The organism is candidate division KSB1 bacterium, assembly GCA_034506335.1.
Taxonomy (GTDB): Bacteria; Zhuqueibacterota; Zhuqueibacteria; order JANLFK01; family Oleimicrobiaceae; genus Oleimicrobium.
In genome coordinates this window covers 19565-46135 of record JAPDPR010000004.1, presented here as the reverse complement: position 1 = coordinate 46135, position 26571 = coordinate 19565, and the positions used below count along the sequence as shown (strand labels likewise).

The following is a 26571-nucleotide window of genomic DNA, read 5'->3' as shown; positions in this document are numbered from 1 at the left end:
AGATGCCACGACATGGTGTCGCCGATGACGCCGTCAAAGTCAAACAGCACAGCGCGGATCACGACACCTCCTCCAAGCGGGCGGTAAAGTGGCGAAGCAGCGGCGCCTCGTACACCAGCCGCAGCCCCTTGATGCTCTCGCGCATGCCGTAAAGGCGAATGAGAGCCTCGGCCACGTAGTTCATGTGCATCGTCGTATAGACCCGCCTGGGCACGGCCAGCCGCACCAACTCCAGGGGCGGATGACGTACCTCGCCCGTGACTGGGTCCTTCTCCGCAAACATCAGACTACCGATTTCCACCGCCCTGATGCCAAATTCCCGGTAGAGCGCGACTACCAAGGCCTGTCCGGGGAACTGCGCCGGCGGAATGTGCGGGAGAAATTCCCGGGCATTCACATACACCGCATGGCCACCCACCGGCTTGAGGATGGGCACCCCCGCCTTGTCCAAAAGATCGCCCAAATACCGTACCTGCCCAATGCGGAAGCGCAAGTAGTCTTCGTCCAACACCTCCTCCAACCCGCGCGCGATGGCCTCCAAGTCCCGCCCGGCCAGTCCACCGTAGGTAGTGAACCCCTCCACCAGAATGAGCAAGTTGGAGACCTTTTCGCACAGCTGGTCGTCGTTCATACACAAGAACCCGCCGATGTTGACCAGGCCGTCCTTCTTGGCGCTCATCGTACACCCGTCACCATACGAGAACATCTCCTGTGCGATCTGCATGACTGACTTGTCCCCATACCCTTCCTCACGTTCCTTGATGAAGTAGCAGTTCTCGGCAAAGCGACAGGCGTCGAAAAACAACGGAATGCCGTGCCGGCTCAGGAGTTCCTTCGTCTTGCGGATGTTCTCCATGGAAACCGGCTGCCCGCCGCCGCTGTTGTTGGTAACGGTAATCATACACAGCGGAATGTTCTCGGCACCGTAAGTCTGGATGACCTGCTGCAACTTGGCCAGGTCCATGTTCCCCTTGAAGGGGTGCTCGAGGTGCGGGTCGCGGCCCTCGTCGATAACCAGGTCCAAGGGAATTCCGCCGTTGTGGAGCACATTGGCGCGAGTCGTGTCAAAGTGATTGTTGTTGGGGACCACCTTGCCCTTGCTCACCGTGACCGAGAAAAGAAGATTTTCCGCCGAGCGGCCCTGGTGCGTGGGGATAATGTGTTTGAAGCCAAAGATTTTCCTTACTGTCTGCTCCAAGTGAAAGTAGTTGCGGCTCCCGGCGTAGGATTCATCCCCCAGCATCATGCCAGCCCACTGGTTGTCGCTCATGGCGGAAGTGCCACTGTCGGTGAGCAGGTCGATGAGGATGCTCTCTGCCGGCAGGTTGAACACGTTGAGACCGGCCTGTCGAAGCAACCGCTCCCGCTCTTCCCGTGTGGTGCGGCGTATGGGCTCGACGACTTTAATCTTGAACGGCTCGAACAGCTGTTCCATGCTCACTCCGCGTTTTGTTCTTCAGGGACGCAAGGGCTCGAAGGTGATAAAGTCTGCGTGGTGTACGATGATAGCCTCGGGGCTGCGATAGCCCCCGTCGCCTTCCTTCGCATGGACGGCGATGATGTGCACCACCTCATCGGGCAAGCCGTGCGCAGCCGCCAGCGCTGCCCCACTGAACGGGTGGCGGAGGAGTTTTCCACCGGCGCTCTTGACGAAAGCGCCGCCCTGGTCACGCCGAAACTCCAACAGCTTGCCCACGTCGTGCAGCAGCGCACCGGCTACCAAGACGTCCATGTTCAGCGTCAAGTGCCCTTGATAGTGCTCGCGCAACACTCTTGCCGTCTCAATGGCCACCCGGGTGACGGCCCGCACATGGGTAAGATAGCTGACCCTGCAATTGGGAATCAGCAGGGTAAAGGGCATTGTGGCCAGGTCCTGTACTGACCAGCCGCCGCGGCTGAGGGCATCTGCTATGACGGCTGCTACTTTTTCGCGCAAGAGGGAATCACTGATGGTGTTGATTTCTGGAAAACCGTCTTGCAGCTCCTCCACAAGTTCCATCGGACCAGTTCTCCACAGAGAATCATTCGGGTTTAGGCAGTGGCGGGTTTGCTTTCGCGCACAATCGCCACCATGTCCCGCACCGCCTGCGCCAATCCAACCAACAAGGCACGACAGATGATCGCATGCCCCACGTTCAGTTCCTCTAGGTGTGCGATCTTTGCCACCTCACGCACGTTTTGGTAGTTGAGACCTCCTGCGGCGCTGACGCCCAACCCCAGCTTTTGGGCCGCCAGTGCCGCGGCGCGCAACCTCTCCAACTGTTCGCCTTGAGAAGCAAGGTCGGGGGCCGACGCCAGCGCCGTGGTGCTCAGCTCCACATAGTCCACCCCCACTTGGGCAGCGGCTTTGACCTGCCGCAGCTCCGGCTCGATGCGGGCGGTGACCACGATGTTGCTGGCACGCACCGCTGCCACCAATTCCTCCACCAACTCTGCACCCGCGACAATGTCTAATCCCGCGCTGGGCGGGGCCCCCTGATGCATAGGTGGCAGCAGCGTCACCATGTCCGGCTGAATGGCGATGGCCCTTTTGGTCATCTCCTCATTGGCCGCTACACGCAGGTTGAAGTGGGTCGTGACCACCTCCTTGAGCATGGCAATGTCGTGTTCGGTCAGGTAACGGCGGTCTTCGCGCAAGGAGGCGACTATGCCATCTGCGCCCCCCACTTCCGCTTGCAAAGCCGCCGCCACCGGACTGGGTTCCTTGCCCCGCCGGTCTGCGCGCATCACCGCTACCAGATCCACATCTACCCCAAGTCTGAGCATTGCGCGTCCTCCCGCATTCTCTCCGGCCACTGGAGCGTCAGGACCCCGACAAGACGATTTGCTCACACATGGCTATGGGCGGCGCGGGCACCCCGAGGAGCTTGGACACAGGCACCACCCGGTACCCTTCCTGCGCGAGTTTGGGTATCTCCCGACGCAGGACCTCCAGCGTATTACGCCGGGCATGGCCAATGCCCAGCGCGCCGTTTCGCCGCTTGGCCAGCTGGGCAAGCTTCCACAGTTGACGCCGCACACTGGCTGTGTCGGGGTCCACGTCCAAAAAAGCCCCATTGGCTATGCACCGCACGCCCAGTCGCGAAGCGACCTCGGCCGCGACGCTCCCACTGTTGGTGCGGCTGTCGACGAAGTAGAGATTCTGCGCACGCAGCTCTTCCATCAAAATTCTCATTACGCGTTCGTCAGCGGTGGCTCGCGAGCCCTGGTGGTTGTTCAAACCACGCGCGTGTGGCACGCTGGCGATGCCCAGCCGCACCCGCGACCGGATCTCTTCATCGGCAAAGGCCACAAACAACGTGTATCCTCGGTCCTCGACCTGCTCATGCAATGCCTCCATGGGCATGTGCACCATCACTTCCTTCCCACCTGCAGCGGCAAGTTCGGCCACCTCTTTGGAAAACGGCAAACCTGGAATGACCGACACCGTGATGTCGCAAGGAAGGCTAAGAAAGTCTCTGGTGACCTCTCCGGTTGAGTAGCCAAAGTCGTCAATGACAAGGGCAATGTAAGGGCCTGGTGAGCCGGCGGGTAACACCGGCTTGAGGTGGCAGCGGAGCAGTACGCGGCCTTTCGTCCTGAAGACCAGCCGCACGGAATGGTCGCCCGGCTGCTCTTCGGCGCGGTCTGCATCCACCCCCAATCGCTGAGCAGCGCTTGCCATCTCGGTGGCAAGCTGTGCCGCCGACCTGCCCTCAGGTACCGGAAAAACGAGCCACTGGCCCTCCTCTGTAATCGCTTCCCGCTCAATGCCGTGACCCGCAGCCAGGCGCAGGATGGTGGTCTGGAGGGATTCCTTCGTAGCCAGCGGCGCCCTCGCCCCTGTCGTTGCCCGTCGCAGGGAGCGCACCGCCAGCAGGACAAAGAACACCACCCCCAGCATCACAAGGAACTGCGCTCTTCGGCGCCACCGTCCTTTTTTCCGCCGTAGGCCACGACTGCCCATCGCCCGCCCCTCCTCTTCGACCCTACTTTCCAAACACTGCTTTGAACGTGCTCCAAGAGGGCGCCTGCGCCGTGCCGGTGTCGTGCCAGCGCCAGATGTACCAGTAGCCGTTCTGCTGGTCAAGAAACAGCCTGAACTCCGCCTGCCCCCGTGCCTGCCGCGGGTAGGACGGATCGCGCAGCGTGTGGTGGGCCGTCAGGACATAGTTCTGCACGATTACCGCCGAGTCCGGGAAGGAATTCTCCGAAACCAATTCCAGCTCCAACTTGTGCAGCGAATCATCCGGCACCACCGCAAAAAGTTGGCGTAGATAGTTTTCTTCATGCGCAATCCCCCAGCGGTCGAAGAACCCGGGGTTCAGGGAGGCGACACCCTGGTCAGGGATAAAGGTGAACGAAGGTCGGTCTGGAGTCCCACTGCTCAGGCAGCGGAGGTAATTGTCCACGCTCTTTCCCGCAATCGCATTGCGCAGGTTGGCCAAGACCAAGGTGGGAGAGGAGGGGGGAATCCACGGCGTACGGCCCCCGATGGGTGGCTCGGCTTCACGGGTGGCAAAGGGGTTCTTGCACTGCGCCACCAGCAGCGCAATGCTCACTGCCGCTGTCCCGAGACTTCTGCGACATCCTTTGTGTGTCACCGCCCTCCGCTGCGCCTCTGCTTTGGCAACTCCAACCCATCTCTCACGACGCGACGACCAGAGCAGGTGCTCCAGGTACCCGTGACAACCCCACAGGAGCCCGAGCTACCACCCTGACGAATATAACAGAATTCGCCCATTTTTGCAAGGGTTAAGTAGCCATCTGGCCGGGAGCCCTCGTCACACTTTCACTCTGGTCTGTGCCGGACTGCCCCCACCAGGTCTGAGCTCATAGGTAGTAACCCATTAGACGGTTTTCCGCGACCCCCAGAGAAGGGGCTAGGGGGAGCGGTTGCGTGCGGCCCCCCGCATGTCGCCGCACAAGGCGATGGCCTCGCTTGCCCTCCAGCTGCACGGTGGCCCCGCTTGAAGAGAGCAGCGAATTCTGAGCCATGGCGGAAACGAGCAGCAGCGTCGATGCTCAAGACCCAGGACCTTGACATCCGCGAGCGACAGTGAAATGCTGGTACCTGAAGAGCACAAGAGTCGGCCAAAAGGGGCCTTTCCCTTCAGCGGACATGTGAGTCACCAGGGCCACCTCGGCCTGGTCAAGCCGTTGGAGCAGCGCCTAGGACAGCCACTGTCCCGCGCGCGGCGATATGCTTGCTGCGTAGGTTACCCCTATCATCACGAACAGGCGACAAAAAGCATCTCAAGTGAAAAGCCCTGCCAGGAGAACCATTCCCTGATGCGTCGGGAGTAGCCAGGCACTGGGCAGGTGCCGTTGGGTCGATAATCGGAGCAGCATTTTTCCCTCTACTCGACTAAAATCACTTCCTGGACTCTCGGGTGGCCGTACTGAGCTCCGCCCGTCTTGACGCGCAGGTTAGGCAAGATGGCGATTTCTCCCTGACTGTGGGTATGCCCGCATAGGACTGTCGCGGTACACTCCGGATGCATCTGCATGACACGCAGGATCACATCTCCGACCGCTTTACACGTGAAGTGGGGGAGAAACTCATCATCGGAAATGCCTCCTTGGTGCCAACACGCGTCTCTGAAAGGCGGAACATGAGTGAGTATGAGCAGGTTGCGGAAGCGTTCCAGTGCGAGCGGTAACCATCGCTGAAAGTGACTCGCCGCCTCATCGCCGAGTGCGCTCAGGTGTTTAAAACGTGATTCAGTGGATAGGTTCTTCAGCTCGTCAATAACGAAATAGTCATTGAGCAAGACTTGGGAATTGGCGCCATTCCCTAGTCGCCCATCGGCCCACGAGCCGTGCCCGATAAGTCCTGTATTGGCTGTGAGCTCTACAATCCCCTCCCACGCCAACCAGCGGAGCCACTTCGTTGTTTTGGTCAGTCTTTCTGCGACCTTTCGCATTTGTCGAATTGACCCCCAATAGAAGTCGTGGTTGCCCAACACAAAATAGATAGGGATTCGTAGTCGCTCTTGCAGTCGGAGAATGTCCCGCTCAAAGGAGGGGGCTACGCTGATATCTCCCCCAATCAGAACCAAGTCCGGGGATGCAGCGACTATGCTCTCGCTGAACGCGTCAAATTCACGAGCGCAGTCCAAGAATTCCAAGTGGATGTCTGTCAGCCAAACAACGCGTTTCACAAGACGATACCGAAGGTTACGGCCTAAGACGCCTGTTGGTATAGCTGCCTGCCCGCGCTCCGCGTCGGGTGCAGGACTCGGCCTGGCTATTCCCTGAGCTCGCGCTTCTTAACAAATGCGGCTACCTTGCCGCACCACGCTAGCAGTGGGTCCATGTCATCCTGTAGGAGCTGATGGTCGATGTCATACCTCAATTCTCGTCCTGCCGGGCGGAACCATATGCTCGGCATCGCTCCAGAGCGCATTCACGATATCCTCAGGCACAGTTGACTTAGGTAAGATCCCTCCCGGAGCTATGTAGCCGGACCGCTTGAAGACAGAACCCTGCGGAGTGCCAAAGCAAAGGGCGACCTGCTCCCCGCTGACCTCAACGTGGAGCGAGAACCTGTGCCCCAGCGAAGTATGAGAACTTGCTCCTGGGCGTGATTTCTTGTGCCATGGGGCCTACACCTGGAGGAAGGGCGTGCTCAGGAAGCGTTCCCCAATATTCGACAGGTGATACCTTTATCGCCTTGACAAGACCTAAAGGCGGGTGCGAGCGATGTAACCACACGGCCAAGCGCCACGACCCTGTGCCTCAACTTTGATATAATACAACTGCTTGCCTAAAAATCACCCCGCGGTACAAACTCGAAAACCCAAGCAGTTGTATCCACCACTCCCATTGCGCCACCGCGACGCGGCAGCCTCAGAGCGTGTGGGTTATTCATCCCCACACACAAGGTGTCGCCAATACGGAATGGCTTTGGAGGATACTCATAGTGGCCGTAGAACGCGTACCTGGGTCTGAGATACTCAATAATTAGGGTCACCTCTTCTGCCCCAGTGTCAGCCACATACGCGAGTCCGTAACCCCTGGGCGCTTCGTGGAAGAGGAGAATGTCAACCGTCCCCGGCTTCAGGCTCAGCAAGCAATCACATTCCTCATCCGTGAAATACTTGCGTCCCATATCGTACCACTTCGTTTTCTTACCATGGTAGACAATGCCACCCAACCCCCCAACACGCACGATTTCTTTTTCATGCTCAATGGTCTGCACGCTCGAATATAGATGCCATATCATTTTGTGATAATCTACAGGCCCATCTCTAACAGCCAGAAGAAAATCAAAGTCTTCGTGGTTGCCGCGCACAAAGAGGGTCCGGTGAGAGGCCTGCTTCTGCCCACTGATGTAGTCTGCGCAGCCAAGTTCGGTTGGGTCTTTGTCCGCGTATCGCTTTGTTGCCTTGTCTAAAGGGCGTCCTGGCTGAAATACACCCATATCGCCCACCTGCAAAACCGCCGCGATCTCCTTTTCATGTTTCCGCTCCCACCTTCTCACGTATTCGTACATCGCATCCAAGTTGCCATGGACATCACCAAACACTGCGAGATACAACTCTCTCACCTCCGAGTTGTCTTAGGTTTGGTTTTCCCCACTTTGCTGCGCGTATCAACACGAGGCGCGGAAGACCACCTTATCTCTGAAGGGTGTTCTTGGACCTGCAGCACGCCTCTCCCAGACGAGGCACAGCATTGACCCGGAAAAAAGCTACGCCCACGCCACAACACCTTGATGCCACAGGCGTTAGTCCTCGTCGGCATCTTCTCCGAAGGCTGCCAGAAGCTTATCCATTTCGTCGAGCACCAGGTCGTAGACGCTGTTCATCTGCTCCACGTTGTCTTCCCCCACCGTTGCGGTGAGTGTCCAATTACCGCTTTCCCTGAACACTCCGGACGCCAGCAGCCGCTTGCGAAGAGAACCTGGTGCCTCTCCCGCCCGAAACGCCTGGTCGAAATAGAAGCTAAAAGAACCGTGGGGGAAACAGAGCAAGAAAGTTGCTCTCCTCTCGGGCAAGCGGGCACGAACCGAGAACCCGACGGTGCCCCAATAAACGACGTGCCCTCTCTGTTCAGCCAACTTTAGCACCCTCTCGAAGAAGGCCCTGACTGCTGGCGATTCACACGTGTTCATGAACTCCTCCGGGGTAGTTGGCCGTCGCGGGGACCGCGAAGCTTCTTTGCGGCTTCGGGCGCTTTCTGTCAAGCCGATCACGCGCGGCGCGAGGATTGTCTGCCCCTCGGCGCCGCTTTCCCGAAACTGTTTGACCTCCACCGCAAGCACCTCTACCCGAGTCATCTCTTCGTTCAAGAACTCAACCAGCCGTCGTAGTTCCTTCGGCGTACTATCTGAGACAAACACCAAACGCACCCGATGCTCCCGGAGATTGGCCGCTACGGTCTCCCAATACTCCTCCACATCCCCCTCTTCCTCGCCAAGGAGATGGAAAACCTCCTCATCGAGAGACCGCCCTTGCGCTTTAGCCGTCTCAGCAGCCATTTGACGCAGGCGATCAATGGTCCAATACTCGGTGCCGTGCGCCGCGTAGTCAAGCATTTGGGCAACAACTTCCCGCCGGGCTCGGGTGTCTGAGGCTCGTTTGCATTCTACGAACGTGGGAATTCCGTGCTGGTCAAGAAACAGGAGGTCGAGGCTCCAGCGCCCACCTTCCTCCATATCCCCGGGCACGCCTATCTCCCGTGCCACCAGAAGCCAGCGGCGGGGATTCTCTGGATCAATCTGATCTCCGGGCAGGAGGTCCGGGTACATTGCCAGGAACTCCTGAAGGGTACCTTCACGCACGTATCCCGTCTCCTCAAGTACGGAGAGGCTGTCCCTATCTCGACCGAGCAGAAACAGCTTGGACTTGTACATAGCAGCTCCCTCGTAACACCGCGCCTAAGGCAAATATGCCCACCATCTACTTGCTCGCCCAAGGCGGGGACGAGCATCCCCCGCCTGAAACTCCATTAGGTACCGAATCTCAGGGACGCCCTAACCCGCTGTTCCTGGAAATCTCCAGGAGGAGCGCCTCCACCTCCTCGCGCGTTAGGACGACGTAGTGCCCTGGCGGCCTCCACGCGCAGACCACCTGACAGTGCGCCTTTCAGCACCTGGTGGCAAATGAAGAACAGGGCGCAGAGAGCTTGCTTCTCGGGGGAGCCGCCCGCTCCTTCCCCCACGGCCCGCTGGGTCAAGAACGCGTTGATCTCGACCTGCCCCATCTCTGCCTGGTGCGTCCTGTTTTGGGAGGGAACGAAATGCTTCGGGGAGGTAGAATACGCCCTGTCTGTGCTGAGGCTGTCGTAGCCAGTGCGGAGTACAAGGCACGCCTCGCTGACGTGACCACGTCCGTCTCTATCTGAACACCCCCCCGTGGTTCCCCTGCAGGGTCACTAACTCCCTGCTCCGTGGCGAATATAACCAAAAGATGAAGCACTATCAATAGAAAAGTTCCAATCCCCCCGAAGCCGCCGCCTCGCCCATCCTTTCTGTGCGACAAGCGCGTAAAGCTCTCGCACTTGTCTGCAATTCCTTGGCTCGTAGCGGCACAACACAAAAGGGGCTGGCGCATAGGCAACCAGCCCCGTGGTAACCCCAACCGCTACGCGTTACCGGTAGGTGACGATCAGCCCCGCGTTGAACGTACGCGGGAGCCCGAAAAAGACCTCCGCATCATCGGCAGTGTGGTTCTTGTTCCAGGCGTTATAGGCACTATTGTCGGTGGCGTCCTGGATGTATTCGGTATCCAGCACGTTGAACACGTGGGCGAAAAGCTGCAGCCCCACACCACCAAACCGGAACGGGAGATCGTAGGTCAGGTGGAAGTCGAGCACACCAGCATTTGGTACTCGCCAGCTCTGCGCTCGGTCGTTGGGATTAGTCCGGCTCAGCGGGTCCCAATCGGCGTAGTGCCGCATGTAGTACCGATACACCGCCTGCGCCTGTAGCCCGCGCACGGGGAAGAGCGACCCCACCAACGCAAACTGCGTCTGCGGGGCGTCACCCACCTTGAGGTCCTTCACGTAAAAGTTGTAATGGACATCCTGCGCGCCGCCTGTGGCGTAATCCTTGTACACACCGGAGACATCGTTGAGGTACTTCCAGTCACCAATGGAAGCCGAACCCTCCAACCGAAAGAGTTGGATGGGCTGGAAAGAGGCCTCCAACTCCACGCCCCGATGGCGGAGGTCAATGCCCTGAATGAAGATGATGCCTTCCGTGCCGTCAGGATTGGTAACCTCGCGAGGCACCGAGCGGTCCATCCAGGTGGTGTGGTACAGATTGCCGCGCACCACCAACCGGCCGTCCATGCCCACGTAGTTGACGCCCGCCTCGACCGAGGTGAACTTTTCATTCTTGGGATCGGTGGCCTTGGTGCCGGTGCGGTCATTGATCACGTTGTCGAAAATGGGGACCTTTTCCACATAGCCGGCGTTGGCAAAGGCATCGATCTGCCGTGTGAAACGGTAGCTGGCGCCGCCTTTCACTTGGTAGCCGGAGATCCAGTCGGTGTTCGCTTTCAGCTCACCACCGGTAGCAGGATCCTTGCGGAAATGGTTGGTGTAGCTGTACTTGATCGTAGAGTAACCGCCCATGCCATAAGCGGTCACTGGGCCCTGCGCATATTCGGCCTGGCCGAATACACCCGCCCAGTCGACGGTGTTGGTGAAATCATAATCGATCTTGTCGCCCAGCTTCCGCTGCTTCTGGGCGTCGGTCCAAAAGTCAGAATGGCTGGCATAGAAGTACTCGCCGCCTAACAGGTCCCGTACCTCGCGATAGTGCTTGATCTCGGCGGTGCGCCAGTCTACGCCGGCAGTCAGCTTGACCGGAGTAGTCAATTGATAGGTGGCCTTGGCAATGGCACCGACGGTCCACTGCGTGTTCACGCTGTTGCGCAGAATGCCTTTAGAGCCGGTGGCGCTTGCTTTGTTGGCAGCAATAGTGGCGTCCCAGTCAGGCGTGCGGGTCGGGGTCGTAGTATTCCACTTGATCGAGCCATAGGTACCGGTGCCCCCTCCTTTGCCTCCCGAATAGTAGACCGTGCTGAGCAGACCCAGCTTCTCGGTGAGTTGCGAGTACCAGTTCAAGTTCACCAGCGGCTTGTGGTAGTAGTTTTCGCGCTCATTGATAAAGTTCGGGTTGTAGCGCTCGTGCGTTTTCCCGTTCCAGTACTGCAAACCGGTGTAGGAGGAGCTGACCGGGCCCCAGTTCTGGTTGTACTTGCGCCCCTGTGGGGCCTGGAAGTACTTGGTGAGGGCCGCCTGTTCGTAGTCGTCCAACTTCTTGGCAAACTCGGCGCTGTAGACGCCGATGTTCTGGCGGAAGCTGTTCTGGCCGTGCCGCTGCGGAGCGCCCAACGCATACAGCTCCAGCCTGTTGTTCGGGTTGATCTGCCAGCTGGCGCCGAAGTAGTAGGCCCACGCATCTGTCCAGGTCTTGTCGACGACCCCGTCGCCCACCTTGCGCACGACCCCGGCGCTGAAGGCATATTTGCCCGCGATCAGGCCGCTATTGCCAATGAGGGTGGACTTCAAGAAGCCGTCATTGCCGACTTCCTGTTTGAATTTCAGGCCCAACTCGGTGGCGGTCGGATCGGTGATAATGTTCATAGTCCCGCCAATGGAGGGGGTGGCTAGATTGACAGCACTAAGTCCACGCTGTATCTGGATGGAAGAGGTGGCGTCGGCGACGCCATCCCAGTTGGACCAGTACAGCCAGGCGTTCTCCATGTCGTTGACCGGCACGCCGTTGATCATGATAGCCACGTTGCGCTGGTTAAAGCCGCGAACGTTGACCCGCGCATCACCGGCGCCGCCGCCCTGCATCGTGGCGTACACGCTGGGGGTAGTGTTCAGCACCAGAGGGATATCTTGCGAGCCAAGACGGGCCTCCATCTCCTCCTTGCGCACGTCGGTGAACGCAACAGGCGTCTCGCGGATCTTGGCGCGGTCCGCAAGCACCGTGATCGTTGCTCCGGAAATGATCTCCGGCTCCAACTGCACATCCACCCTAGTGCTCACACCCGCCCTGACCTCAACCGGCACAAAGGCGGTGCGGTAGCCGATGTAGCTGACTCTGAGCTGGTAGGTGCCCAACGGCGCCTTTGGGATCACATACTCGCCTGCCAGGTTCGTGGCCGCACCGATGGTGGTGCCTTGCAACACCACATTAGCTGCAGGCAATGCCGCACCGGTGCGCATGTCAGTCACTTTGCCCACCACCTTGCCGCTCTGTGCCCACACCAGTCCTGGCACACCCGCGACCAGCAGGGCAATAAGAACGACAACACTCTTTCTCATACGCTCCCTCCGAATCTTGTCCTTTCCTTCTGGCTGCGCAGCAGCACTTCGGCCAGTTCATTTCGCTCACTACGCCCCCTTCCCAGAGGCACACTCGCATACGACTGGCGTCCGTTAGCCAGCCCTTCGGCCTCTGTCCCCCGACAAGACCGGAACACCGCCTCCTCATTTGGCTGTGGATGGCAGCTCCCATTCTCCATCCGCCGGCCTTGCCCTGTTGCAATTGTCAAAGAACAGAACTGACTTCTGTCCTGCCGCACACAGGCCCACACCTTGGCGCCCGCAGGGATGGCCGCTCCCTCATCGGGCGCGAGCAAATATACGGATTCTCAGACAAGGAGTCAAGACCAAAGTTGCGTCCATATAGACGTCAGAGGGAAAAAAGGCCACCACATATGGAGGCACCCGCATTGTGTGTCGGGACGCGTAGGAGAGTTCTTCAGGGTTGCTCAACCGGAAGGTCCGCTTCCGAAACGGAAAAGCGATAGCGCTTGATGCTGTGGGTGCCAGCATCGGCGACATAGACCACGTTGTCCGCGGACACATAAATCCCCCTTGGCCTGGCAAATTGCTCTTGCCCTAACCCGCTCTTGCCCAGAGAAGCGGGATGACCGGCTCTTGAGCCCTTGTTGAAGAACTTGAAAACCCTGCCTGCTTCGGTATCCGCGACAAAGATGGCCCCGTCTGGGTCAAGCGCCACATCGCAGGGACCGGCAAAGCGGTTGAGGTCCATAATGGGGTGCTGATAAAGGGTATAGGCGGAAGAGTAGAAATCCCCTTGCTTTTTCAACTTTTGCACAAGAAAGTTGCCGCCCAGCTGGGTGAAGTAGATGTTTCCCTCGCCGTCCACTGTAAGGCCACGCGGGTTGTCTACCGTCCCCGCACCCGAGCCATAAGTGGCCACCTCGCCATCGTACACCCCCTTGAACGTGGGGTGCACACGGCCGTTGCGCAGCCGTACCCTGCCGCTCACAACGATGCGCAGCCTAAGGATGCGGTTGTTCCCCTTGTCCGTGAGAAAGACGGTGTTACTGGAGACCGGGCCAAAGGCAACACCCTGGAAACTGGTCTTTCGCCCCTCATCCACATAAAAAGGGTGCACGCGCAGGACTGAGTCGATGGAGGCCTGGTTAGCCGAAAAAGGGCCCGAGGGGGAGGCGATGGAGTCCACTCCCTCCTGATGCAAGTACTGATTCCACACCCACACAACCTTGCCACCGTTGACGATCAGCAGGTTCAATTTCTGGTCGATATCGATTCCTAACGGGCCAGGAACTGGGCCGATTTGGTCCAGGCCATGCTCCCTGGCGACGCGGCCTGCTCCGCTCAGAACGAAGACCCGGTCGTTAGCGCTGTCGGCGACAAAGATGTACCCGTCCTCGCCGATGACCAGGTCGGTGGGTACCATCGCCTGCGTTGGGAGATATCCCAAGGTGGTCGCATCCCACTCCGGGCTCAGGGGAATGTAGGAGGTATCGCTGGCGCCGAAAGAGCGAGCCACGGTGGCCACCGCAGGCAAGGGAAGCTTTCGCCCGCAGCCGGCCGCTGCCATTAGCGCCAGGGCCATCACAACCAATGCGCTCCTCTTCACCTCGTGCTCCTCAGAAGGCAAAGTTCAGGGTGAATTGGTGCGTCGCCCCGAGGTGGGCAAAGTCTTTGAACGCATAATCCAACACCACGTGCGCCCCGCCTGCTGGCAGCACCAGTCCAGCACCGAGGGTCAGCCGTTCCTCATCAAAATTGATCCGGTAACCTCCACGCAGGTGGAGTCGCTGCAGAAGTGCCACCTCCAAACCTACCACTGCGTTCTCCACATTGTCCATCGGATGGTTGACCTGCAGCGCTGCCGTCACACTGTAGAGGTCCGACTGGTACAAGTCCCCTGCCACTCCTACGCGAAACGTCGTCGGAGGGGCAAAGGCTTCGTAGGGCTGTTCGACCAGCTCCCCCTGCGCATCCTTTTTCAGGAATGATCCCCGCGCCTGGAGGTCGGGACCAAAGTTCACCAAGCTCACCGCAAACCGCACCTGGCGATACCCCGTCCAGTAGAAAGTGCCCAAGTCGATCATCCACCCCCCCATGCGCACGTCGGCCAGCACTTCGTCCACATATTTGACCGACACGCCAAAAGAGAAGCGGTTGGTCATGCGCCGCGCGTAAGTAAAGGCAGCGAAGCTGTCTTGAAAGCGAAAGTACTCGCCGGTGCCGGTTGGGTAGTACTCGTCGGTCACCTCCATGTCCGCCATGTGGAGCATGCCCATGCTAATGCCCAAGGTGCCAACGCGGGGGAGGTGGTGCACATAGCCAAGAAAGTCGTACTGGATGTCCGCCGGCCAAGTCAAGTGGCTCAAGGAGAGACTGTTGTGGGCCAGTTGTGCTGCCCCGGCAGGGTTCCAATACAACACCGTTGCATCGCTGGCCAACGCTGTGCCTGCACCGCTCATGGCCACCGCATGAGCTCCCACCTCGATCTTAAGGAACGTAGCCGAGGCGGTACCAATGCGCTGTCCCCCCAACAGTGGAAATATTGCCTGCGCGCGCGCCCCAACACTCCAGCAGAGCAGGGCAAAGAAGCCCAACAACCCTGCGGAGCGCCGTAGCAAGCTATTCGTGAACATGGTCTACCCCAGGCCAGAGTTCAGAACCGTACCCCGACGCCCCAGCGCACCGTGCGCGGCCAACGAAACTTCGAGGGGTCATATATGGGGTTCGGACTCGGGTTGATGTCGCGCGTGTAGCTTTTGGTCAGAATATCCCCGGGCCGGTATTCCCGTCCGGTGTACGGGTTGATGATGCGCGGAATCCGCGCGTTGAATGCATTTTCTATCTCCACCTGCAGGTTTATCTCCACCCCCTTGAGCCGATAGTACTTGTACGCTCGCACGTCGAGCTGGTGCCAGGTCGGAGCGAGGTTTGCGTACGGATGGGCAGTGTCATAGATCTCGCGCTCGATATCGATGAGACGGGTGTAGCGCTTGCCCGATTCCATCTCCCAGTGCGAGTTGATTCCCCACTTCTCCGGCAGTCGCCACCCGAACAGGCGGAACCCCTGCTTCTCGCCCACGTGCACGTTGAGGTCCAGGGTCAACCGGAAGGGTCGGTCCCACTCCAAGAAATTCTCACGCAGTGGCTTTTCCGCCAACCTTCCTGCTTCCACCAGGAGATTGTCGCTGGGCTTGGAGCTTTTCCCCTTGCTCACCGCATAGGTAAAATTCAGCGTGCCGGTCAAGTAGCGCGCATACCTCTGCCGCACCCACAGCTCTATGCCTTTCGAGCGCGCGTAGTCCATGTTGAAATACATGAGGTAGCTGATGTTGCCCAGACGTGGGTTCTCCATCTGCACGCGCTCTGCCGTGGGGTAGTCGAACATGTCCTTGTAGTAGGCCTTGAACTCCGCCACCAGGTTTTCCGTGAACTTGTGCTTGATGCCCAGCTCGTAGGCCACTGTGGTGGTCGGATTTAGGTTGGGATTGCCAAAGAGCTGGTAGGTAGCCGGGGAAGTTGACTTGAGCTTGGCATAGACGTACTGCCCCTGCGGTCGCTGGGAAAAGTGCCCGTAGTGGAAATAGAGCACGTCCCGGTCGGTGACCGGATGCGAGATGCCCACCCGCGGGCTGAGGTGACCTTTACCCCGCATGCCCAGGAACTCGAAGGTATCCTCATAGAATCTCTTCCGAGCAGCGGCCGAGATGATCACCGTTTCAGGGTCATCGATCGCATCCTGAACGAACTTGCCAGGGAACCAGTAATCGTAGCGCAGCCCCACGTTGACGATCATCCCTTCGTAGGTAATACGGTCTTGCAGGTAAAACGCTCCGGCGGTGGAGTAGACCCGATAGATGTCATAGCTCCGTCCGTAGCCGCTCTCACTGCGCACCCACGGGTCCACGATGTCCACCACTTGCATGGTGGTATAGCCCACCTCGAAGCCGCCTTTCACCTGATGTTTAGGATCAACCTGGCTGGTCAGGTCGCCCTTCACCGTCCAGGTGTCGCTGAAGTAGTCGAACCACTGGCCATAGTCACCGTGGTCGTAGAATCCGTCGCCACGGCGGATCACGATGTCGCCGGTAGAGCTTGGCACATACCGCACCGGCTCCAGGTCCAGCTGTTCCACGTACTGGGACCAGTGCTTGTTCTGCACCGCGCTGTGCGTTGAAGTGAAAAAGTTCCCTACCGTGAGCTCATAGAAGGTGCGCGAGGACAAGGTGTGCATCCACGAAGCATTTGCCAGGATGCTCTCGGAAGTAAACGTGGGATAGTGGTCCAAGTGCTTGCTGAACTCGTACGGGAAGTAGCGCCGTGAGATCACATATCGCCGGAAGAACCCCTGGTTAATGTTCAGGGAACGGTCGTAGGAGAACGAAAGCCTCTGATTCGGGTTGACCTTCCAGGAAAGCTTGCCCAATAGGTGCCAGTCATTCTCTTGTCGCGGCGCAAAGATTCTCAGCCCGGATCGACTTGGGTAGAGGCGCGAAGCGGTGGGCAGGTAGGTGTCCGAAACGTTGCCATAGCCTGACAGGAAGAAGCTCAGGTTGCCGGGCAGGCGGATGCCCAGGGCAGGAAGCACGCGCGCGGTGAGCGGCTCCGGCCCGCCAAGGTTGAATTCCACCACCTGCGTGTTGTAGCTGGTAAACAGCCCAAGGCTCGGCCGGTCACTCTTGACAGTGAGTCCGCCTCCGTACCTCTCGCCACCCTCCTTGGTCACCACATCTATCACCCCGGACATCGCCTGGCCGTACTCTGCGTTGAAGCCGCCAGTGATGACCTTGAGCTCTTTGATCGCGTCAGCATTAACGTAGAGGGTATTGCCATAGCCCGAAAGTGGGTCCTTGATGGAGATCCCGTCCACAATGTACAGGCTCTCGTCGGCGCGCCCACCACGAATGTGGATTTCGTTGTCAGCCCTCACCACGCCCGCTTGCTGGGTGACGATGTCCTGCACGTTTTCCACGATGCGGTGCCGGATGTCGTCGGCGCTAAAGTGCACCTCCGACGCGGTGAGGTCCACTTGCAAAAGCGGGCGCTCGCCAATGACGACCACCTCCTGGCCGAAGGCCAGCACCGACTGCTCAAGCTCGAAGTTGAGTACCACCTGTTGCCCGGCGCTCACCTTGACGCCTGTGTGGAGTTGGATCTTATACCCGATCATCGACGCCTCGATGTCGTACTGGCCGGGGCTCACACGCTCGATCAGGTAACGGCCTTTTTCGTCGGTGGCAGCGCCCATGTACGTGCCCTTGATCACCACATTGACCCCGGGCAGCGGCTGGCGCGTCTGCCGGTCCAACACCGTGCCTGTGATGGAACCCTTGGTGCGCGGCTGGGCCATCAGGATCGCCGACCAGACCAACATCAACAGCGTTGTCGGCCATTGAGCCTTCATATGCCGAACTCTTCCCGCAAGATGTAGCGGAGCACCTCCTCCGCGTTCCCAAAACCGTCGCAGTAATTGAAGGGCAACGAGAAGTAGATGCACCTGCCTTGGCCCAAGATGTACCGAATCCCCACCACCGGCGAGCCCTTGTACGGCACTGCCACGGCAGCCGTAGAATCCGGCTCCATGCGATAGACCACTTGCGCCTGCGGGCCTGGCACGAGCGCAGAGACGCGATTGCCGATCAGCTTGCCCACTTTCAGGGTCAGCGCCGAGTCCCGCTCGCTATTGGTAAACGAGGCGATGACCCGCACGCCTGCCAGCAGTCGCCCCCCAGGATTAAGCCGGAAGACCGAATCGATGTCGGTAAAGGTCCAGGCCGTGTCCGGCACCTCCTCATTGCCATTGGTGATGAACACCTTTCCCCCGGCCGCGATGTACTGGGTCAGACTGAGGCCAGCCTGGGCCAAATTAGGACGCCCCAAATGAGAGAACCAGATCACGGCTTTGAAGTAGCTCAAGTTGGCCTTGATATCGGCTGTGGCGTAAGGGAGGCTGTTCTGGGGATTGATCACGGGGGTGCGCCAAGTGCCGATTTCCCACACGCTGTAGCCACCCTCGCCCACGATGTTGCGCAAAAGCTGCTCATAGTAGCCCTGCACCTGGTAGGTACTCTGGTCCTGGGCAAAGTCGTTCACCAGCAGCACATCACCGCGGGGTTCTTTGACCACCCAGAAGTTCGGTGTCTGCGGGTCGGTTGGGTCTGGGAAGGAGATCACCTTGCTCTGTGCGCCGGCAATGTCCTCCGCCCGCGCAAAGAAACGATGGCTGCCAGGAGTGAGGCCGGTGAGGGTCACGCTCCGCGCGGATCCTGGGAGCTCCTGCCAATTGGATGTGTCATCCAGGGCATAGAGAATCTTGACGATCGTCTCGTCCCCGTCCGGGTCACGCGCATCCCACATGAAGGTGCGCGTGGGGAAAGTGTACGCGGTCACGTTGGGGTTGCCAGGCGGCGCTGGTGGGTTGCTGCGGTAGCGGAATGCGATCTCCGGCGGAGAGTTGTACACCGGAAAGGTCATCGTCGCCGGCGTGGGGTCCACCGCGCTGTCGTCATCCACTGCCCACACGCGGAAGGTGAAGCTGGCAAAACGCGCGCGGATGGGAAGGTAAAAGGTGTCGTACTCTGCGGTAGTCCACTGCCGCTCCGGCTGGTAGTCCCACTGGATGTAGTAACCCATCACCTCCCCGTCTCGGTCTTCGCCCCACCAGTGCAGAACCTGCCTGCTGGCGGTGGTGTCCAGACCGATGATGGTAGTATCCGGCCCAGAAGGCCCGGGAAGCACCACTGTGTCCGGCTTGACGGCCAGGAAGAGGAACGTCTCCGGCGGCAGGTTGCTTAGACGACGCCCCTCGCGCGCCTTATGGAAAGGGTTCTGGTCGCATGTCGAAAGGGCAACCATGGCCGCAACCATCGACAAGGCTACGGCCAACCGCGCGAACTGCTTGCCCAATGGTCGTATGTGGTTAAGCCACCTCACCGTCCGGAACTACCTCGTGCTCAAGTCTGCGGGCTCGAATTCACCGCACCAGCACCATCTTGCGTGCGGCGATAAAGTCGCCAGCCATGATGCGGTAAATATAGACCCCGGCCGGCACGGCACGGCCGAACTCGTCAGTCCCATCCCACGGCACTACGTGCCGACCCGCTGGCAGGGTCTCATCCATCACAGTCTTCACCTTCTGCCCTAACAGATTGTACACCACCACCTTTGCGCGCTGGGACGACGGCAGCTCGAAGTAGATCTTTGTCCCGGGGTTGAAAGGATTAGGAAAGTTCTGCTCCAGCTTGTACGTGAACACCGGCGGCACGAACCCCGGGTCCACGCCCACGAGCTGGCCAAAATCTTTCTGGTCGCGCACCTCGATCTTGTAGGTGCCAAAGCTGTACAGGAACACACCCTGGATGCGATCTACTTTCTGCCCCGGGCGAATGGTGTCGCCAAAGGCCACCAGGTAGCCACCGCTCTGGTTGACATAAAAGAGGTTGTTGGGGTCTTGGTCCCGTGCTAACATAAAGTCGCCATCCACCAGGCAGGGGCCACTGCCGTCATCGAAGGTGACGTCATAGCGGTTCACACTGATCAAAGTCGCGTTTCTTATGCGCACCAGCACCCCCTCATATGCCTCGGCCTCCAGACCGGTAGTGGTCAACGTACCTGTGGCTACATCCAGCGGGTTGATAGTATAACCTGAGCCACCCAACTCGTAGGCATCGGCCAAGAGCACCGTGTTATTGTCCCACTTGTAGTGCCAGTCGGGGTTGTAGTCAGTCACCTTGCCCGTCACCGCGACCATGTCGCCCCGGCTGAGGGTGTTGGGAAGCCCACACACGAGGATGCCACTCCACGGGCCCTCAGCATCCTGCAATGCATAGGCCTTGAACACGCGATTGGCTGAACTATCGGTAGTAATCACCCCCGCAAGCGAGACAGTGTACCCGTCAAACGGCGAGTCAGCAATGCGCCACGGCGTGTACTGGACATCCGCCACCCGCAACATGCCGTCCCTGACCACGTAGGAGTAGTGCTGCTGCGCGGTGTCAGAGGGCGACAGCGTCTTCTGCCCCTGGTTGTCCTTCGCCTCGATGAAAAAACTCACGAAGCTGCCATTGGGCTGAGGTGGGATCTGGCCCTGGTAGGTGTTCCCGCTCGGGTTAGCCATAACTACTCTGGTATAGCCACCGAGGCTGCTCTTACCCAGCGGGTAGGCGGTGTCCACCCGATACATAATTGCCACCTCGTTGACGCCCAGATTACTGGTCACCTTCGCCGAGACAGAAACCGGGTCCGAGGAGCGGGGAGTCGACAGATTGCGCACTACATCGCTCACCACGGGCGGACCACTTCCCCATCGAATGTCTGACATGTAAAGTGGCTCAAGTTTGTAGGCCGTGCTGTCCGTGTACAAGCCATAGTGGTGATAGACCCATCCCCGGATGGAATCCGCCTGCGTCCCCACTGGGGGACGGGGGTGGGCAAGGTAGTAGACGCGGAGGCTGTCGGAGTCGTCGTCAACCAACACAGAGCCGGAGCCATCATCAACGGCGAACAGCTCGTATTGCGGGTTGTTCTTGGTGACCTTCACGTCTTTGACATACACCATGCAGTTGCCCCATTGCTCGGCGGTCACCGGCAGGCGAAGATCGCCGGTTTTCACACGATCAGGCGGAGGCAACGGTTGGCCAATACCGACGATGTCGATGGGGCTCGTGATCCACAGCTCAGTCATGTTGCTGGGCCCAGTGCGGTACTCGCCAATGTAGCCGGTCACCTCAATCACATCCCCCTCGTAGAGGCTGGGGTAAGCAGTGGAGTCCGGGTGGTAGGACAGGATGGAGCTCCACGGACCGCCTTCCAGCTCGCTCATGATGAACTTCACCCCCGCTCCGGCGTAGCTGAGACCAGTGGGCATGGTGACTACGCCGCGCACCGTGACTGTGTCGCCGACAGCATAGGAGGTGTCCGAGTAAGTGTTCACGGGCGCCAATAGCAAGTCAGAATTGCGCACCTGCTGCACACGCTGCAGGCGCGTGAATCGGCCCCCTTCCACAATATCCCAAGCAAGCCGCGGCGCGATGCTGAAGTTGCCAGACCCGTACAGCACAATTCCGGTCAAGGAACGAATGGGCGCGCCCACCTGGGGCTTGTAGAAATACTTGGCCCGCGTGTCGATCAGCACCGCTCCTGATCCGTCGTCCACCTTCCAGTTCTTGTAGGTACCGATGTCCGTCTCCACTACGGTCACGTTGCTGACCCGCACCAGGCACCCCTCATAGGCCTCGCTGGCCGCTTGGGCGGTGGTCACCTCCAACGGCGGAGGCAGCTTCCTCCGGGTGGCGTGCCTGGTAAAGCTCGTCACGTCTTTGATCTGCGTCTGGCCGTAGTACTCGTTCACCGTGCCGGTGACGGTGACGGAGTCCCCTTCGGCGACCAGGGTTGCATTGTAAAGGACCTGAATGCCAGACCACGGCTCGGCCGCGTCCTGCATGAAAAAGTAGGCGTTGGAGATGCCGCCGTTGTTGGGATTGTCGCCACGGTGTTCGGCGGTCACAATGCCCGTCACGGTGACCACCTGCCCGTTCAAGGGAGAAGCACCAGTCGGGTCCGTGGTGTATTGGACGTCGCGGATTCTTGTCTGTGCGTGGACCATGCTGTACGCAAGCACACACACAGCCATCAGCGTACGAAATGCGGTTCTCATCCCGGTCTGCCTCCAAGATTTGCTTGAGTCTACTTGATGACTAAGAACTTGCCAGTGTAGATCTGGCCCGTACTCTTGTCTTCCACGGTGTAAAGATAGAGACCAGAGGCAATAGCCTGATCGTTGCGAGTGATTAGGTCCCAGGCGTGCATGCCACCTGGGAACTTCACCTCCTTGCCTCCCCCCACTGCCGTGAGACGCGCCACATCTTCGCCAGCGTAGTGGCGCCCATCATGGTGGATTTCATCCACGAGGTCCCCTGCTAGGGTGTAGATGCGAATCACTGCCTGCAGGGGAAGATTGGCAAACCAGATGAGACGCTGGCGTTCACCCCTTCCATCCCACACCGCGCCACCCCGATACGGATTGGGATACACGTACACTTTCAGCTCGCCCGCACTGGCCTGCGTGCCTGGGATGACGTAGGTCAGATTCTCGTAGACCGAGCTTTCCAGGCTCGGCAAATTGTTCGCCGGGTTGCCCCGGTCAAATGCCGTCACGCTGTAGAAGTAGCGCCCTGGCCAGCCATCGTGCAGCATCTCATTGACAAAACGATAGTGGTACTGGGTTCCGTCAATGAGTGTGTCGTGGCGGATCAGCTGAAGGCCAGTATCGTACCCGAGATTGTTCTTGAGGTCAAACTGGGCCAACAAGGAGTACTCTTCCTGGCTGCCGCGCGTCTTCGGAGATCCGTACACTCGGTACCCTTCGAAATCGATCTCGCGCGTGATAGGGTCTTCCGTGAGCTCCGGCAGGTTATCCCAATACAACTCCACGCGCCCTGGACCGGGGAGCGCTAGTAGGCGCGGCGAAGGCGGGGGCGAGGGGAGAATGTACCGGTCTAACCTCCCGTTGTGCGCGTAGATGCCACGCTGCGGGTTGTGGTACACATCTTCGTCAATGTCCAAATGCCCGTCGCCATCCACATCCTCGCCAGGATCCAGGATGCCGTTGCCGTTCAGGTCTTCGTTCAGCTGGTCCAGGCGACCGTCACCATCCACATCCTCGCCGTTATAGGCAATTTGCGCCCAATCTGAATTGAGGCGGAGATTCTTCCGTCGTTCCGGAGAGTCGCCTTCTCCCGGCCCCCAGAACCCGCACACCACCGCGAACACCGCGTTCACGGAGTCACCCGGTGCCAAGTCGCCCAACGGCCCCATGGAAAGGAGGATCATCCAACTGTCCGGCTGATTGGGCACAGGGGGCGGCGGTGTACTTGACATCTTCTGATAACGTTCGGTATCGTCTCTGGGCATGAAGTAGTCAGGAAACTGGGCGTTGGCGGCAGTATTCCACTTCCACTGGTTGTAATGCACTTTATAGGTTCCCCGTGGCACCGACGCTCCCAACGCACGAATGCCCAGGTAGCTTTCCGCGTAGCCGTTATCCCCGTCGGCGTCATATTGGTACGCCATGTTGTATTCCGCATCGAAGCCGTTTAGATTATCGTACCAGGTAAAGCCGCCGCCGGGCTCGTACCGGCTGGTATAGTTCATGTTGGCCACCGAGGCGTCAACCCACAGTCCCACGTAGACTCTTTCGATGGGGTAGCGAGAGACGTTCTTGATGGTGTAGTTCAGGATAACGAAGGCGTCGGCAAAAGAGTAGTTCCAGGCGTAGCTCTCCAGATGGACGTCGATGCCCAGGGGGGTGTGCTCCAGGATCTCAATCTGAGTGCCAGGAACGCGCACGTTGCGGTCGGTAAAGTCACAGAGGAAGTCCTGGTGTGAGATCGCCGCTGGATGGAAATGGGGGGAGGTGATGATCGTGGAGCGCTCACGCACGGTGTCTGCTTCGTCAGGCGAGGTGGTAAACTCGAAGCCCGCTTCGCCATACTGGAATACACCGTCCACAATGGCAGTGGACACCAGCGTTTTCTGCTCCCCCTGGGCGCCTCCGATGCCGCCAACCCAGAGCCCCGCATAGGAAAAGTGCTCGATGCGTTCTTTGTCCAGGCGGGAGTGAAGCTTATACTGGCAAGAAGGTTGCTCTTTAAGCGCAACCTGGTAACCTTGCCCCAGCAGCCCGTAGTTTGTCACTGTGAGGCCAAGGTTTCCCACATTGTGAAAATGGCGGTAGTCGTCGACCGTCCCCTTGCCCAGGGGCAGAGGGACGTGCGGCGGCCGCAAAGGGCTCTGCGCAAAGGCCCCGGAAAGCTGTCCTATCGCCACCGATGCCACAAATACCAACCGGCATAGGATCCGCGCGGCCAACTCGCCGCGCAAACTTGTCGCACTTCCGCCTGCGGTCATGGCACAGCGCACGTCTCGCTTTTTCCCATCGCTCGCCGCCACTTCTTTTCGCGCCTCGTAATATAGGACTTCTCTCCTGGTAAGTCAAGCACATTTTTCTCTGGACGAGCTCACCGTTCCCTTAGATGAGCAAAAAAGAGCACGGCTAGCCCCAAGCCCACGAGGCTGATCGCGGCAAAGGGGAGAGCTTCCAATGGACGGAGGGTGCCCTGCTTCACAAGCGGATAGACTATCCAGGCAGGCAGGGTGAGGCTCATGACCAGAACAAAGCTTAACAGGACACCCGTGCACACATAGCCCCAGGACGACTTCCGCAGCAAGAGAATCCCACTGGCCAAGGCCAGTGGCACAATCAAGCCCAGGTCGAAGCCCTGGGTCGTGAGCGTGATAAGGCCGGCAAGCTCCGGCGGAAAACGTCCTGTGCTGGAAATCTGCACGATGCGCGCCGTCCACATCGCCACTAGCGCAGCGCTCGCCGCGAGGACAAACCCAATGAAAAGACCTCGGGGAAACCGAGCCCCTACCCGCTGAGGCAGCCGCGGCACATCAATGGTCGACAAGCTGAGGAAGATGCCGGGGCCGCTCAGTGCCACTATTGCCACGTACACCAGAAACATTCGGTTGAAGGCGTATACGGTGAGGAGCTGGAGGTAGGTGTAGAAGAAGTAGAAAAACAGGCCGGCCAGCAGCAGGCGTCCACGGAGCGAACCCTTCCACGCCGCAATGACAGCGAGCGCCAGCAGGGGCAGGCCCCACGCAATATTCACCGCGTCCCATACCATCCCTTCTACTGCTAGGACTTCTGGGTCGAGGCTATACAGGCCCCTGCCGTGGATGATGGCTCGTTCCCCGCGCACAGTCACGTACTCGCGCTGCTCTCCCGGGGTACGGTCCAACAATCCATTACCGGCTGCCACCAGCACCAAACACCACACTAGTGCCCCAAATACCAGGTGGGCCTTCATGAGCCTCCTCCACGTCCATCGGCAGACCCAGAGAGCGCCTGCACCAACCTCTGAGGTCACAGAGAGCCTCCGAAGGCACCGGCGCATTAGCCCAGGCGCACGCTAAGGGCTTCAAACAGGCGCCAGAAAGCGCGGGTGCCGGATCTTGATGTGTTAGGTGCTCATGGACTCCAGGAACTCCTTGTTGGATTTTGTTCCGCGCATCTTTTCCAACAGGAATTCCATTGCCTCGGTGACGGAAAGCTCGCTGAGGACCTTGCGGAGAATCCACACCCGATTGAGCTCCTGCGGCGTCAGGAGTAGCTCCTCTTTACGCGTCCCCGACTTGTTGACGTCGATGGCGGGGAACACGCGCTTGTCAGACAGACGCCGATCGAGCACCAGCTCCATGTTTCCGGTGCCCTTGAATTCCTCAAAAATCACTTCGTCCATGCGCGAACCGGTGTCAATGAGGGCAGTAGCGATGACGGTCAAACTTCCGCCCTCCTCGATGTTACGCGCGGCTCCGAAAAAGCGTTTTGGCTTGTGCAGAGCGTTGGCGTCGACACCGCCGGAGAGAATCTTGCCACTATGAGGCACCACCGCGTTATGGGCTCGCGCAAGGCGGGTGATGCTATCTAGCAGAATCACCACGTCATGCCCATACTCGGCCAGGCGCTTTGCCTTTTCCAAGACCATGTCGGCCACCTGCACGTGGCGCTCCGCAGGCTCATCAAAGGTAGAACTGATCACCTCCGCTTTTACGGAACGCTCCATGTCGGTGACCTCTTCCGGCCGCTCATCAATCAACAATACGATGAGCTTGATTTCTGGATGGTTGGTGGTGATGCTATTGGCCACCTTCTGCAGGAGGGTCGTCTTGCCGGTCTTGGGCTGGGCGACAATCAAGCCGCGCTGCCCCTTGCCGATGGGCGTCAACAGATCCATGATGCGCATGGAGTAGTCGGTGGGCGAGGTCTCCAGCCTGATGCGCTCCATGGGGTACAGCGGCGTCAGGTTGTCGAACAGCATCTTGCTCTTGGCAAGGTCCGGATTCTCAAAGTTGACCGCCTCCACCTTCAGCAAGGCGAAAAAGCGCTCATTCTCCTTCGGTGGGCGGATCTGCCCGGAAACGGTGTCGCCGGTGCGCAGGCCAAAGCGCTTAATCTGGGAAGGCGACACGTAAATGTCGTCCGGCCCCGGCAAGTAGTTATAGTCCGGGGAGCGCAAGAAGCCATACCCATCCGGCAGGACCTCGAGGACCCCCTCACCGAAGATGAGGCCTTCGCGCTTGGTCTGTTCCTCCAAAATGCAAAAGATCAACTCTTGCTTGCGCATGTTGGTGCAGCCAGAAATCTGCATCTCCTGCGCCAGTTTGACCAACTCTGCGATCTTCATCGCTTTCAACTGGGCAATATCCATACTTCACTCTCCATAACTTTAGGTCAACAAAGACACTCTTCTGCCC

General features: G+C 59.1%; 17 protein-coding genes. All 17 read right to left on the bottom strand.

Annotation, left to right across the window (positions count from 1 at the left end):
- Positions 1-58: 58 nt before the first annotated feature.
- The 17 genes from ONB25_02620 to rho all read right to left on the bottom strand — a co-directional run bounded on the left by ONB25_02620 (position 59) and on the right by rho (position 26525).
- Positions 59-1435: a tryptophanase gene (locus ONB25_02620; GenBank protein MDZ7391780.1), complete on the bottom strand. Its 1377-nt coding sequence runs from the start codon at positions 1433-1435 to the stop codon at positions 59-61.
- 21 nt (positions 1436-1456) lie between these two features.
- Complete coding sequence (locus ONB25_02615; protein MDZ7391779.1) at positions 1457-1999, bottom strand: HD domain-containing protein; 543 nt, start codon at positions 1997-1999, stop codon at positions 1457-1459.
- A 32-nt stretch (positions 2000-2031) separates the two neighbouring features.
- The gene (locus tag ONB25_02610; protein ID MDZ7391778.1) at positions 2032-2766 is read right to left on the bottom strand and encodes a pyridoxine 5'-phosphate synthase; all 735 of its coding nucleotides are present in this window, start codon (positions 2764-2766) and stop codon (positions 2032-2034) included.
- 37 nt (positions 2767-2803) lie between these two features.
- The gene (locus ONB25_02605) at positions 2804-3946 is read right to left on the bottom strand and encodes a divergent polysaccharide deacetylase family protein (protein ID MDZ7391777.1); all 1143 of its coding nucleotides are present in this window, start codon (positions 3944-3946) and stop codon (positions 2804-2806) included.
- A 22-nt stretch (positions 3947-3968) separates the two neighbouring features.
- Entirely contained in the window at positions 3969-4541 is a 573-nt protein-coding gene (locus ONB25_02600; GenBank protein ID MDZ7391776.1) for a hypothetical protein, read from the bottom strand.
- A 798-nt stretch (positions 4542-5339) separates the two neighbouring features.
- Positions 5340-6143, bottom strand: coding sequence for a metallophosphoesterase (locus ONB25_02595; protein MDZ7391775.1), 804 nt, complete (start codon positions 6141-6143; stop codon positions 5340-5342).
- Between the two features lie 605 nt (positions 6144-6748).
- Positions 6749-7522, bottom strand: a complete 774-nt coding sequence (locus ONB25_02590) for a metallophosphoesterase (protein MDZ7391774.1) — start codon at positions 7520-7522, stop codon at positions 6749-6751.
- A 189-nt stretch (positions 7523-7711) separates the two neighbouring features.
- Complete coding sequence (locus ONB25_02585; GenBank protein MDZ7391773.1) at positions 7712-8839, bottom strand: hypothetical protein; 1128 nt, start codon at positions 8837-8839, stop codon at positions 7712-7714.
- 737 nt (positions 8840-9576) lie between these two features.
- Positions 9577-12270 carry a TonB-dependent receptor gene (locus tag ONB25_02580; GenBank protein ID MDZ7391772.1) on the bottom strand — a complete coding sequence of 898 codons (2694 nt, stop codon included), beginning with the start codon at positions 12268-12270 and terminating at the stop codon, positions 9577-9579.
- Positions 12271-12709: 439 nt separating this feature from the next.
- Entirely contained in the window at positions 12710-13861 is a 1152-nt protein-coding gene (locus tag ONB25_02575; protein MDZ7391771.1) for an NHL repeat-containing protein, read from the bottom strand.
- Between the two features lie 10 nt (positions 13862-13871).
- On the bottom strand, positions 13872-14888 hold the full coding sequence (locus ONB25_02570; protein ID MDZ7391770.1) for a PorV/PorQ family protein: 1017 nt from the start codon (positions 14886-14888) through the stop codon (positions 13872-13874).
- 20 nt (positions 14889-14908) lie between these two features.
- The gene (locus ONB25_02565; GenBank protein MDZ7391769.1) at positions 14909-17656 is read right to left on the bottom strand and encodes a TonB-dependent receptor; all 2748 of its coding nucleotides are present in this window, start codon (positions 17654-17656) and stop codon (positions 14909-14911) included.
- Entirely contained in the window at positions 17653-19185 is a 1533-nt protein-coding gene (locus ONB25_02560) for a hypothetical protein (GenBank protein ID MDZ7391768.1), read from the bottom strand. The genes ONB25_02565 and ONB25_02560 overlap by 4 nt, the downstream gene beginning before the upstream one ends.
- Positions 19186-19225: 40 nt before the next feature.
- Positions 19226-21907 (bottom strand): T9SS type A sorting domain-containing protein, encoded by a 2682-nt coding sequence (locus ONB25_02555; protein ID MDZ7391767.1) that lies wholly within the window; start codon positions 21905-21907, stop codon positions 19226-19228.
- Between the two features lie 29 nt (positions 21908-21936).
- Complete coding sequence (locus ONB25_02550; protein MDZ7391766.1) at positions 21937-24201, bottom strand: hypothetical protein; 2265 nt, start codon at positions 24199-24201, stop codon at positions 21937-21939.
- 68 nt (positions 24202-24269) lie between these two features.
- The gene (locus ONB25_02545; GenBank protein ID MDZ7391765.1) at positions 24270-25124 is read right to left on the bottom strand and encodes a hypothetical protein; all 855 of its coding nucleotides are present in this window, start codon (positions 25122-25124) and stop codon (positions 24270-24272) included.
- A gap of 153 nt (positions 25125-25277) precedes the next feature.
- Positions 25278-26525, bottom strand: coding sequence for a transcription termination factor Rho (gene rho / locus ONB25_02540; GenBank protein ID MDZ7391764.1), 1248 nt, complete (start codon positions 26523-26525; stop codon positions 25278-25280).
- Positions 26526-26571 lie beyond the last annotated feature (46 nt).